Origin of the sequence: Rhizobacter sp. (assembly GCF_031412075.1) — a bacterium.
Classification (GTDB): Bacteria; Pseudomonadota; Gammaproteobacteria; order Burkholderiales; family Burkholderiaceae_C; genus Rhizobacter.
On record NZ_JANOCG010000309.1, the window covers coordinates 1 to 12,342 of the forward strand.

The following is a 12,342-nucleotide window of genomic DNA, read 5'->3' on the forward strand; positions in this document are numbered from 1 at the left end:
GGCCTACCGTGAGGCGGGTGTGTCGCTGCCAATCACGCACAACGTGAATGAGCTCGACAAGGCTGCGCTCGCAAACTCCCTCGTCGTGGCACCGCCTTCGGTGCAAGGCTCGGCCTGGAGCAAGCGCTTCGGCGACTACAGCGACGCTTTCGCCAGCGGCTGGATGCAGCTGCGCGGCGCACGCCGCCGCCGCGCAGTCGACCGCGGCTTCGTACTCAGCGACCACGCCGATTGGCCTGGCCTGCAACGTGCCATCTCGGCCACCGGGGCACAGCGTGTGATCGTCACCCACGGCTACGAAGCCATCATGGTGCGCTGGCTCGAAGAGCAGGGGCTGCAAGCGGGCGCCTTCCAGACCGAGTACGACGACGAGCGGGCCGATGTGCAAAAACCCTCGCCGGACTCCGTTCGCCCTGAGCCTGTCGAAGGGCTTGGCGATGATCCTGAGATGCTCACATGAAGCGCTTCGCACAGCTCTTCAACGAGCTCGACGCCAGCACGGCCACCAACGCCAAGGTCGACGCGCTCAAGCGTTACTTCGCGCAAGCAAACGATGCCGATGCGGCTTGGGCCGTGTACTTCCTCTCTGGCGGCAAACCGCGCCAGGTGGTGCCCACCTCGGTGCTCAGGGCGCTGGCCCAGCAGCGCGCCGGCATCGAACCGTGGCTGTTCGACGAGTGTTATCAGGCCGTGGGCGACCTGGCGGAAACCATCGCCCATGTGTTGCCGGTGGCGCCGCAGCTCAGTGAGGTGGGCTTGGCCGATTGGGTGGAGAAGCGCCTCTTGCCCCTGCGCGAAGCCACGCCCGAGCACCAGGCCGAGCGCGTCACGGCCTATTGGGACGAACTCGACGCGACCGGCCGCTTCTTGCTGACCAAGCTGATCGGCGGCGGCTTTCGTGTCGGCGTGAGCAAGCTGCTGGTGCAACGCGCACTCGCCGCGCACGCCGGGCTCGACGCCAAGGTGGTCGCGCAGCGCATGATGGGTTTCACCGACAAATCGGTCCGGCCCGACGCAGCGCTCTACCGCAACCTGCTCACGCACGACGCCCTGCCGCAGGCCGATTCGGGCCAGCCTTACCCCTTCTTCCTGGCCCATGCGCTGGAGCTTTCGCTCACCGATTTTGAGTTCAAGCTCGGCCCGCCCGGCGACTGGCTGGTGGAGTGGAAGTACGACGGCATTCGCGCCCAGGTGGTGCGCCGTGGCGGCAACATCTGGGTCTGGTCGCGCGGGGAAGAGCTCATCACCGACCGCTTCCCCGAGGTGGTCGCACTCGCTGGACAGTTGGCCGACGGCACCGTGCTGGACGGTGAAATCCTCGTCTGGAAAGGCGGCAAGCCGGCAGCATTCAACCTTCTGCAACAGCGCATCGGCCGCAAGACGCTCAACAAAAAGGTGCTGGCCGATGCGCCTGTCAGCTTCATGGCCTACGACCTGCTGGAATGGCAAGGTGAAGACGTGCGCGAGTGGCCGCAGCAACAACGCCGCGAGAAGCTGCTGGATCTGACGCGCAACACCACACTCACCGTCTCACCCACCGAGCAGCGCACCTCCTGGCAAGCGCTCGCGGAGCTGCGGGAAGAATCACGCGCTCGTGGCGTCGAAGGCTTCATGCTCAAGCACCACGCGTCGCGTTATGGCAGCGGCCGAACCAAGGTCGACGGCACCTGGTGGAAGTGGAAGATCGACCCGCTCACCGTCGACGCCGTGCTCATCTACGCACAAGCCGGCCATGGCCGCCGCGCCAGCGTCTACACCGACTACACATTCGCGGTGTGGAACCGCCAGCCGCAGGATGCGACCGAGGCGCAGGCCGTCATCGACGCCATCGAACGGCGCGAGCCCGCCCAACCCGAGGCACTGCAGCTGGTTGCTTTCGCCAAGGCGTATTCGGGCCTCACCGACGAAGAGTTTCGCGAGGTCGACCGCGTGATCCGCGCCACCACGCTGGAGAAGTTCGGCCCGGTGCGCAGCGTCAAGCCCAGCCTGGTGTTCGAGCTGGGTTTCGAGGGCATCAACACGAGCCCGCGCCACAAGAGCGGCATCGCAGTGCGATTCCCCCGCATGCTGCGCATCCGAAATGACAAGCCGCTGCACGAGGCCGACACATTGGCGACACTGCAGGCCTTGATGAACCTGGAAGCGTGAGCCATGGCGAACTTTGACTGTGACCTGTTCGTGATCGGCGCCGGCAGCGGTGGTGTGCGGGCCAGCCGCATGGCCGCCCAGCGAGGCGCCCGTGTGGTGGTGGCCGAGGCCGGGCCGCTGGGTGGCACCTGCGTTAACGTGGGCTGCATCCCCAAGAAGCTCTACAGCTACGCCGCGCATTACGGCGAGATGTTCGAGCAATCGCATGGCTTTGGCTGGAAGAGCGAGAGGCCAGTGTTCGACTGGGCCGTGCTCAAGCAGCGCCGCGCCACCGAGATCAAACGGCTCAATGGTGTCTACGAAGGCCTGCTCGGCGGCGCGGGCGTGCAACTGCTGCGCGGGTGGGCGCGGCTGATCGACGCGCACACCGTCGAGGTCGACTGCGAAGGCGGGGGGCAGCGGCTCACCGCCAAGCACATCTTGCTGGCCAGCGGCGGTGCGCCCACCGCGGCGGTGGGGCCTGGCGCCGAATGGGCACTCAATTCCGACGCCATGTTCGACCTGGAGCCTTTCCCCAAGCGCCTGGTGGTCGTGGGTGCGGGCTACATCGCCTGCGAGTTCGCCTCCATCTTCCAGGGGCTGGGTGCGCAGGTGACGCAGCTGCACCGCGGCCCGCAGCTGCTGCGTGGTTTCGACAAGGAGGTGGCCAACTTCCTCATCGCCGAGATGCGCAAAAAAGGGGTCACCGTACACTTGCAGACCACCATCAGCGCCGTCGAAAAGGTGGGCGACGTGCAGCGCATCACGCTGAGCGACGGCAGCGTGGTCGAGGCCGACGCGGTGTTGCACGCCACCGGCCGCCGGCCGCGCACCGACGGCATGGGCCTGGCCGAACTCGGCATCACGCTCAATGCCGATGGCTCGGTGCCGGTCAACGATCACCTGCAGACGAAGATCCCATCCGTCTACGCCCTGGGCGACCTGATCGGCCGCAAGGCGCTCACGCCGGTGGCGCTGGCCGAGGCCATGTACCTGGTCGACCACCTGTTCGGCGCGGCCCAGCGCGAACCCATCGACTACAGCCTCGTGCCAACCGCAGTCTTCACCCACCCCAACATCGGCACCGTGGGCTTGAGCGAAGAAGCTGCGCGCGAGAAGCACGGCCGGGTGCGCGTGTACCGCGCCGAGTTCAAGGCCTTGCAGCACACGCTGAGTGAAAGCACCGAGCGCACGCTGATGAAACTGTTGGTCGACGATGCGAGCGACCGCGTGGTCGGCATGCACATGGTGGGCGCCGACGCCGGCGAGGTGATCCAGGGTTTTGCCGTGGCCTTGCAAGGCGGCCTCACCAAGGCGGTTTTCGATCGCACGTTGGGCATCCACCCGAGCGGGGCAGAAGAGTTCGTGACGATGCGCGAGGCGCTGCGCGTCACGCAGCCCGACACGGCCTGAGCCGCGGTTCGGTTCGGCACCGCTGATAACACCACGCGGCAGAAGGACACTCTGGCGGGCGCGTTGAGTCGGAACTGTATATTCATACAGTGGACATCAACCGCAAGCTCGCCATCCTCGCCGACGCCGCCAAGTACGACGCCTCGTGTGCCTCCAGCGGCACAACGAAGCGCGATTCGCTGGGCGGCCGTGGCATCGGCTCCACCGAAGGCGCCGGCATCTGCCACAGCTATGCACCCGACGGCCGCTGCATCTCGCTGCTGAAGGTGCTGCTCACCAACTACTGCCTCTACGACTGCCTTTACTGCATCAACCGCGTGAGCAGCAACGTGGCCCGCGCGCGTTTCACGGTCGACGAAGTGGTTCAGCTCACCCTCGATTTTTATCGCCGCAACTGCATCGAGGGCCTGTTCCTCAGCTCGGGAATCATCCGCGACGCCGACTACACCATGGAGCGGGTGGTCGAGGTGGCGCGTGTGCTGCGCGAAGAACACGACTTTCGCGGCTACATCCATCTGAAGACCATCCCCGAAGCCAGCCCCGAACTGCTCGCACGCGCGGGCCGCTACGCCGACCGCCTGAGCATCAACGTGGAGCTGCCCACCGCCGAAGGGCTGGAAGCGCTCGCACCCGAAAAAGACGGCCAGGCCATCCGGCGCTCGATGGCGCGCCTGCGCATCCACATCGATGAAGCACGCGACGCGGCCAAACCGCAGGCCGCCACGTCGCAGCCGGCGGTGGCACCACGCCGCGCCAAGGCGCCGGGCTTCGCGCCTGCAGGGCAAAGCACGCAGATGATCGTGGGCGCCGACGCGTCCGACGACCGCAGCATCCTCACGGCCAGCGCCACGCTCTACGGCTCCTACCGCCTGAGGCGGGTGTACTACTCGGCGTTCAGCCCGATTCCCGATGCGTCGCGCGCGCTGCCGCTGGTGGCGCCGCCCCTGGTGCGCGAACACCGGCTCTACCAGGCCGATTGGCTGATGCGGTTTTACGGCTTCGAGCACCACGAGATCGTGAGCGCCGATGACGGCATGCTCGCGCTCGATGTCGACCCCAAGCTCGCCTGGGCGCTGGCGCACCGCGAGCGTTTTCCCGTCGATGTGAACCGCGCACCGCGCGAAATGCTGTTGCGCGTGCCCGGCCTGGGCGTGACCTCGGTCGATCGCCTGTTGCAAGCGCGGCGCGAGCGCGTGCTGCGCGTTGACGATCTCTCGCGGCTGCGCGTGCCACTCAAGACCGTGTTGCCCTTCGTGAGCCTGCCAGGCTCTGCGCGCAACGGGCTCGACGACGCCCAACTCGCGGCTCGCCTGCGCGCGGCGCCCCGGCAGCAATCGCTCTTCGATGCGTGACGCCGAGCATCAAGACGTTTTCCTGAGTGCTGAAGACGACGTCGCCGGTTTTCGCGCCGCCGCGCGCAGGCTCATCGCGCAAGGTGTGGCACCGGCCAGTGTGTCCTGGCAGGTGGCCACTGCCGCCGAGGGTGACCTGTTTGCGCCGCTAGGATCGACGAGCGACCCGGAGCCGGCGCGGCATGCCGCTCCCCTCGCGCTGCCGGCCTGGTTTGTCACCCTGTGCGAGCGCGCGGCCCTGCACGCCGACCCGAACCGCCACGGCCTCCTGTACCGCCTGGCGTGGCGCCTGGTTCATGAGCCGGGCCTGCGCCACGACCCGCTCGATGCCGATCGCCTGCAGGCCGAGCAGCTGGCCCGCGCCGTGCGGCGCGACATGCACAAGATGACGGCCTTCGTGCGCTTTCGTCCGCTGGCCACACCGTCCGACGACGATTGGCGCGTGTCGCATGTCGCGTGGTTCGAGCCGGTGCACCACATCGTCGAAGCCACCGCGCCTTTTTTTGCGCGGCGCTTTGCGCAGATGCCCTGGGCCATCCTCACGCCCGAGCGCAGCGCGCGGTGGGACGGCACCCGTCTCGCCTACGGGCCCGGAGCGAAGCGCGCCGAGGCGCCACCCGCCGACGCAGCCGAGCAGCTGTGGCTCACGTACTACCAAAACATCTTCAACCCGGCGCGGCTGAAACTTTCGATGATGCAAAAGGAGATGCCGCGCCGCTACTGGAAGAACCTGCCCGAAGCCACGCTGATCCAGCCGCTGGTGGCGCTGTCGGCGCAGCGAAGCGGCCAGATGATCGAGCAGGCCGCGAGCGAGCCCGTACGGCGGCGCCCGGCGGCCTCGTTCGCCTTGCGCTTGGCGCAGGATGCCGAGCCAGAGTCCACGCCCACCACGCTGAACGCGGTCCACCAGGCCACCGAGCGCTGCCGCCGCTGCCCCATCGGCCAGCACGCCACCCAGGCCGTGCCGGGAGAAGGGCCGGTCGGCGCCCGCCTCATGCTGGTGGGCGAACAGCCGGGCGACCAGGAAGACCTGCAGGGCCGGCCCTTCGTCGGCCCGGCCGGTCAGCTGCTCGACCGCGCGCTGGCACACCTGGGCTGGCCGCGCAGTGGGCTCTACCTCACCAACGCGGTCAAACATTTCAAGTTCGATCTGCGTGGGCAGCGGCGCATCCACAAGACCCCCGCGCAGCACGAGGCGGCGGCGTGCCTCGATTGGCTCGAAGCCGAGATCGCCCTGGTGCGTCCTGAGGCCGTGATCGCACTCGGGGCGACGGCGGCTCGCGCGCTGCTCGGCCGCCCGATCGCCGTCATGCAGGCGCGTGGGCAATGGCTGTTGCGCGAAGACGGGCTGCGCGTGCTGGTGACCTTGCACCCTGCGGCCTTGTTGCGCATGGAGGTGCAGGCGTTCGATGCGGCATTTGCCGATTGGCTCCAGGACCTGGGCCAGGCCACGGCGATGGGGAGCTGAAGCGGACTCTCCTGGGCCGAGCCCCGCCCGCTCACACGAGCGGCAGCGAACGCAAGGTCGAGCTGGGCCGCAAGCCACCCACCTCGCTGCCGTTCCAGTTGCGCAACACCGGCTCGCTCAGGCTGCGCATGAACGCCGCCTCGTCATCGCTCAGCGGCACCAGCGCTTCGATCAGCGCCGCCATCACCACCTCGACGGCACGCGCGTTGTTGCCGTCGTCCATCTTGATCGCCACACCCAACCCACGCTGCGGCAGCGCGGCGCAGTAGACACCTTCGGCGCCCACCTTCACGAAAGCGCGTTCGCCCAGGCGCTCCATCACGCGGGTGTCGAAGCGGCCCGATCCGCCCACCATGAAAGGCTCGCGCGCCACTGCCTGGCGCAGCCGCTGCGCGGCGCGGGCATGCGCGGCCGACAGGCCCTGACCGGTGGCGACGCGTGCAAACGCCAGCGCCAGCTGGCGCAGCGGAATGGCGTAGGTGGGAATGGCGCAACCATCGGTGCCACGCGCTGCGGCGGAAAGATCGACACCGGTGGCCGCTTGCAGCGCGGCCGTCACCTCGCGCATCACCGCGTGCCCGGGCTGCACGTAGCCGCTGAAGAATCCGCGCAGGTCGGTTTTGCCACCGTGCATCGCGCAGGCGAGGCAGGCAAAGCCCGCGTGTTTGCCCGAGCAGTTGTTGTGCAGCGCGGTGGGCTCCTCACCCGCGGCAGCGAGCGCGCGCGCCGCCTTGTCGTAGCCTGGCCAGTGGCTGCCGCACTCGAGCGCGGTCACGTCGAGCCCGGCCTTGGCCAGCATGCCGGCGGCGGTCTGCACGTGCAGCGGCTCGCCGTTGTGCGAGGCGCAGGCCAGCGCCAGCTCGGCGTCACTCAAGGCAAGCTGATCGGCCGCGCCGCTGGCGATCAGCGGCAGCGCCTGCAGCACCTTCACTGCCGAGCGGGGGAACACGGGGCGGGTGATGTCGCCGATCTGGGCGAATACCGCACCGTCGGCATCGATCACGGCCAGCGCGCCGGTGTGTTGCGACTCCACATGGCCACCGCGCGTCACTTCAACCAGGATGGGGTTCATGGCGCTCAATGTAGCGCGGGCACAATCGACGGCTTCATGTCCCTCTTCGCCTTGAGCCTCGTTCTGGTCGCTGCCTTGCTGCACGCGGTGTGGAACGTGGTGGCCAAGAAGGCGGGCGGCGACAGCCGTTTTTCGCTGCTGCTCACGCTCTTCATGGTCGTGCTCTGGTCGCCTCTCGGGCTGTGGCTGGCCTGGGAGGCGGTGCCACTGTGGGGCTGGGTGGAATGGACAGCCGTCGTGGCGAGTGGGGCGGCCAACCTGGCGTACTTCCACACGCTGCTGCGCGGCTATGCGCGCAGCGATCTCAGCGTGGTCTATCCGGTGGCGCGTGGCACCGGGCCGCTGCTCGCATCGCTGGGTGCACTCTTGGTGCTGGGCGAGTCGATGAGCTGGTTCGGCGGCGTTGGCTTGCTGCTCGTGGTGGTGGGCATCTTTCTGGTGGCGGGTGGAACGGCGGTGTGGGCCCGGGTCCACGACAGCGAGCAGCGCGCTCGGGTGATCGCTGGCGTGGGGTGGGGCGCGGCCACGGGTCTTTTCATCGCCACCTACACCTTGATCGATGGCTACGCGATCAAGGTGCTCGCGCTTCAGCCGGTGCTCTACACCTACTTCTGCAACGTGGTGCGTTTGCCCATGCACATGCCGGCCGGCTTGCGCGACCTGCCGGGTTTTGTGAGGGCCTGCCGCGCGCAGTGGAAGCACGCGTTGCTGATCGCGGTGATCGCCCCCACGGCCTATGTGCTGGTGCTGTATGCGGTGCAGCTCGCGCCGCTCTCGCACGTGGCGCCTGCGCGCGAGGTGTCGATGCTGTTTGCGGCGCTGCTGGGCGGCAAGCTGCTCGGCGAGGGTGACCGTGGCTTGCGCATCGTCGGCGCAGCCTTCATGGCGCTGGGTGTGGCCGGCCTGGCACTGGGATGACGCACACCATGCAGCTCGCAGGCATCGACTTCACCAGCCGCCCCACGCGGCGCAAGCCGATCACGGTGGCGCTGGGCGCGCTGGAGCGCGGCGTGCTGCGGCTCGCGCGGGTCGAGGCGCACGACAGCTTCGAGGGTTTGTCGGCCTGGCTGCGCACACCGGGGCCGTGGTTGGCGGCCTGCGACTTTCCGTTTGGCCTGCCGCGTGAGCTGGTCGAGTCGCTGGGTTGGCCGCAGGAGTGGTTGCCCTTGATGCGCCACTACACCGCCTTGTCGCGTGAGGAGATCCGCAACACCTTTGCCGCGTTTTGCGACGCACGGCCGGTGGGGGCGAAGTTTGCGCACCGTGCGTGTGATGGGCCGGCGGGGTCGTCGCCCTCGATGAAATGGGTCAACCCGCCGGTGGCCTACATGCTGCATGCGGGCGTGCCCTTGCTGATCGATGCCGGTGTGTCCCTGCCGGGCCTGCACGGTGGCGACGCGCATCGGGTGGCGCTGGAGGGCTACCCGGGCTTGCTGGCGCGTGAGCTGATCGGGTCGCGCTCGTACAAGAGCGACGACAAGTCGAAACAAACCCCCGAGCGCCTGATTGCCCGCAAAGACGTGCTCGAGGCGCTGGAGCAAGGCCGCACCCGGCTCGGCTTGCGGCTGCGCGTGTCTCATGCGCAACGCGATGCGTTGGTGGCCGATGCGTCGGGCGACGCGCTCGATGCCGTGCTGTGCCTGATGCAGGCCGCTTGGGCGAGCGGCCAGCCGGCCTATGGCATGCCGGCGTCGATGGATGCCCTGGAAGGCTGGATCGTCACGGCGCCTGCGGGCTGAGCCACCACCCCGTCAGGCCAGCCTCAAGGTCGGTCTTTCGCGATCTGGCGGCACAACACGATCATCGGCACCAGGCCCACGGCGACGATGGCCAATGATGCCGTCGAGGCCTCGGCCAGCCGCTCGTCAGACGCCAGGCGATAGGCCTGCGTGGCCAGCGTGTCGAAGTTGAACGGGCGCATCACGAGTGTGGCCGGCAGCTCCTTCATCACGTCGATGAACACCAGCAAACCGGCCGTCAACAAGCCGCGCCGCAGCAGCGGCATGTGCACCCGCTGCAAGGTACGCGCGGGTGTGAGGCCGAGGCTGCGGGCGGCGTCGTCCATGTGGGGCGTGACGCGGTGCAGCGCCGCATCCACCGTCTGCAAGGCCGAGGCGAGAAAGCGCACCAGGCAGGCGAACACCAGTGCCGCGATGCCGCCGGTGAGCAGCAGCCCGCCCTGCCAGCCGAACTGCTGTTGCAGCCACTGCACCAGCAGGTTGTCGAACCGCGCCACCGGGATCAGCACCCCCACGGCAATCACCGAGCCAGGCAGGGCGTAACCCATGCCGGCCGTCCAGTGGGCGACGCGCGAGGCGGGGCCGGGGTCGAGCCGGCGTGCGTAGGCCACCAGCACCGCCAGGCCCACCGCGAGCACGGCGGTCAGCCCCGACACCAGCAAGCTGTTGCGCGACAGCTCGAAGAAACGTGCGCCGAACTGCGCATCGCCATCGGTCAGCGCCATTCGCAGCAGCACCGCGCAAGGCAGCGCAAAGCCCACCAGCAAGGGCACGCAGCAGGCCGCAAACGCCACCGCCGCGCGCCAGCCCGCGAGGCGGCCGCTGCGCGGTGGCTGGCGACGCAGGCCCGGGCCGTGAAAGCGGGCTCGCCCGCGCGTGCTTTGCTCCAGCGCCAGCACCAGCAACACAAAGCCCAGCAGGCACATCGACAGCTGGGCCGCCGCAGCGCGGTCACCGAGCGAGAACCAGGCGCGGTAGATGCCGGTGGTGAAGGTCTGCACCGCGAAGTAAGACACCGTGCCGTAGTCGGCCAGCGTTTCCATCAAGGCCAGCGCCACGCCGGCGGCGATGGCCGGGCGCGCCATCGGCAGCGACACGCGCACGAAGCTGCGCCAGGGGGTGAGGCCGAGCGAGCGGCCGGCTTCCATCACGCCACCCCCACGCTCCAGGAAGGCCGTGCGCGCCAGCATGTAGACATAGGGGTAGAGCACGCTCACGAACATCAGCACCGCGCCGCCGGTGCTGCGCACTTCGGGGAAGTGGTAGTCGGCGCGGCTCCAGCCCATCATCTCGCGCAGCGCACTTTGCAGCGGGCCGGCGAACTGGAGCAGGTCGGTGTAGGTGTAGGCCATCACATAAGCGGGCATCGCGAGCGGCAACACCAGCGCCCACTCGAAGGTGCGGCGGCCGAAGAAGTCCATGTGCGTGACCAGCCAGGCCGCCCCCACGCCGAGCAGCGCCGCGCCGATGCCCACACCCAGGCAGAGCCACAGGCTGGTGACGATGTATTCGGGCAGCAGCGTGGCCGCGAGGTGGGCCCAGGTGCCGCCGGTGCCGGCATTGAAAAGATTGCTCGCCACCGACAGGATGGGCACCGCCACCAGGGCGGCAATCAGCAGCGTGAGGCCGGTCAGCCAGCGGGTGGGGCGTGGCGCGCGCGTTGAGGGCAGGGAAAGGATCATGTCGAAGCGGGGTGGGTTCAGTGTAAGGTGCGCGCCTGATCGCAGCGCCGCCGTGGGTGCTGCCCCCGCCGGCCGTACCGATGTCATCCGCTCCCGTTCTCGAACTCAACAACCTGAGCCACCGCTACGCCGACCGCGCCACCTTCGCCGGCCTGGACCTGACGCTCGCCAGCGGCACCATCTGCTGCCTGCTCGGCCCCTCGGGCTGCGGCAAGACCACGGTCTTGCGCTGCATCGCGGGCTTCGAGCGGGCGAGTGCAGGCGAGATCCGCATTGACGACCAGCTGGTGGGCAGCGTGTCGACCCACGTGCCGCCCGAGCAGCGCCGCATCGGCATGGTGTTTCAGGATTACGCCTTGTTCCCGCACCTCACGGTGCTGCGCAACGTCGGCTTCGGCGTGCCCGACCGGCGCGTCGCCGATGAACGCGCGATGCAGCTGCTCGACACCGTGGGCCTGGCGGCGGCCGCCGGGCGCTACCCGCACGAGCTGTCGGGTGGCCAGCAGCAGCGGGTGGCACTGGCCCGCGCGCTGGCGCCGCAGCCACGCCTGCTGTTGCTTGACGAGCCTTTTTCCAACCTCGATGTCGATCTGCGCGAGCAGCTGGCCGCCGAGGTGCGCACCATCCTCAAGGCCAACGGCACGACGGCGGTGTTCGTCACCCACGACCAGAACGAAGCCTTTGCCATGGCCGACGAGATCGCGGTGATGCAAGAGGGTCGCATCCAGCAGATCGCTGGCGCCTACGAGCTGTACCACCGGCCGAACAGCCGCTTCGTGGCCGACTTCATCGGCCAGGGTGTGTTTGTCGAAGCCACCGTGCTGGGCCCGCAGCGGCTGCGGCTCGAACTCGGCGAAGTGGCTGCCACCGAGCCGATCCGCTTCGCCGACACCGGTGACTCTTGCAGCGTGGGTGAAAAGGTGCAGGTCTTGTTGCGCCCCGACGATGTGCTGCACGACGACGCCAGCGCGCTGCGTGGCACCGTGCAGCACAAGGCATTTCGGGGAGCCGAGATCCTCTACACCCTGCAGCTCGCGAGCGGCGCGCGGGTGCTGGCGATGGTGCCTTCACACCACAACCACGCACTGCATGAAGCGATCGGCATCCGGCTCGACATGGACCACGTGATCGCCTTCAAGAACGCCGCCTGACGCTGCGAGCGCTCAGCGTGCCGGCTTGCCCGAGAAGGCCGTCAACACTCCCAGGCCGATGAACGACACGCCCGCCGCCCGCGTGCCCCAGCGGGCGTGTGCACCCAGCGAGCTCAGGCGCGGCGCGATCAGGCTGGCGGCGAGCACGTAGATGAGGTCGGTGCAGCCCGCCACCGCACAGAAGATGGCGCCCAGCGCCAGGCTCTGCTGCAGGTGCGGCGCCGTGGCGCTCATGAACTGCGGCAGAAAGGCGGCGAAGAACAGCGCGGTTTTCGGGTTCAGCAAGGCGACCACGAAACCATCACGAAAGATGCGTGAGCGCTGCAGCGGCTCCACCC

Annotated in this window: 10 protein-coding genes and 1 pseudogene; 8 read left to right on the forward strand and 3 right to left on the reverse strand. The window is 68.5% G+C overall.

Annotated elements, in window-relative coordinates; translation table 11 throughout:
* The 5 genes and pseudogenes from RMO40_RS11280 to RMO40_RS11300 all read left to right on the forward strand — a co-directional run.
* Window positions 1-460 (forward strand): annotated as a pseudogene (locus RMO40_RS11280) (DNA ligase-associated DEXH box helicase); the annotation flags it as partial.
* Window positions 457-2,148 carry an ATP-dependent DNA ligase gene (locus RMO40_RS11285; RefSeq protein WP_309720749.1) on the forward strand — a complete coding sequence of 564 codons (1,692 nt, stop codon included), beginning with the start codon at window positions 457-459 and terminating at the stop codon, window positions 2,146-2,148. The pseudogene RMO40_RS11280 and the gene RMO40_RS11285, both read left to right, overlap by 4 nt.
* A gap of 3 nt (window positions 2,149-2,151) precedes the next feature.
* Complete coding sequence (gorA, locus tag RMO40_RS11290; protein ID WP_309720756.1) at window positions 2,152-3,540, forward strand: glutathione-disulfide reductase; 1,389 nt, start codon at window positions 2,152-2,154, stop codon at window positions 3,538-3,540.
* Window positions 3,541-3,629: 89 nt separating this feature from the next.
* Window positions 3,630-4,892, forward strand: a complete 1,263-nt coding sequence (locus RMO40_RS11295) for a putative DNA modification/repair radical SAM protein (protein WP_309720759.1) — start codon at window positions 3,630-3,632, stop codon at window positions 4,890-4,892.
* Window positions 4,885-6,360, forward strand: a complete 1,476-nt coding sequence (locus RMO40_RS11300) for a UdgX family uracil-DNA binding protein (protein WP_309720762.1) — start codon at window positions 4,885-4,887, stop codon at window positions 6,358-6,360. The genes RMO40_RS11295 and RMO40_RS11300 overlap by 8 nt, the downstream gene beginning before the upstream one ends.
* Before the next feature lie 31 nt (window positions 6,361-6,391).
* On the opposite strand, the gene RMO40_RS11305 is transcribed toward RMO40_RS11300, so the two are convergent.
* Window positions 6,392-7,432: an asparaginase gene (locus RMO40_RS11305; RefSeq protein WP_309720765.1), complete on the reverse strand. Its 1,041-nt coding sequence runs from the start codon at window positions 7,430-7,432 to the stop codon at window positions 6,392-6,394.
* A 36-nt stretch (window positions 7,433-7,468) separates the two neighbouring features.
* On the opposite strand from RMO40_RS11305, the gene RMO40_RS11310 reads away from it, so the two are divergent.
* Window positions 7,469-8,350: an EamA family transporter gene (locus RMO40_RS11310; protein WP_309720769.1), complete on the forward strand. Its 882-nt coding sequence runs from the start codon at window positions 7,469-7,471 to the stop codon at window positions 8,348-8,350.
* Between the two features lie 8 nt (window positions 8,351-8,358).
* Window positions 8,359-9,171, forward strand: a complete 813-nt coding sequence (locus tag RMO40_RS11315) for a DUF429 domain-containing protein (RefSeq protein WP_309720771.1) — start codon at window positions 8,359-8,361, stop codon at window positions 9,169-9,171.
* Between the two features lie 23 nt (window positions 9,172-9,194).
* Here the strand turns inward: RMO40_RS11315 and RMO40_RS11320 are convergent, their stop codons facing one another.
* Window positions 9,195-10,853, reverse strand: a complete 1,659-nt coding sequence (locus RMO40_RS11320; RefSeq protein ID WP_309720774.1) for an ABC transporter permease subunit — start codon at window positions 10,851-10,853, stop codon at window positions 9,195-9,197.
* An 80-nt stretch (window positions 10,854-10,933) separates the two neighbouring features.
* Between RMO40_RS11320 and RMO40_RS11325 the strand changes: the two genes are divergently transcribed.
* Window positions 10,934-12,004: an ATP-binding cassette domain-containing protein gene (locus RMO40_RS11325; RefSeq protein WP_309720777.1), complete on the forward strand. Its 1,071-nt coding sequence runs from the start codon at window positions 10,934-10,936 to the stop codon at window positions 12,002-12,004.
* A 12-nt stretch (window positions 12,005-12,016) separates the two neighbouring features.
* Here the strand turns inward: RMO40_RS11325 and RMO40_RS11330 are convergent.
* On the reverse strand, window positions 12,017-12,342 hold a 326-nt coding region (locus tag RMO40_RS11330; RefSeq protein WP_309720780.1), incomplete at its 5' end, for a LysE family transporter.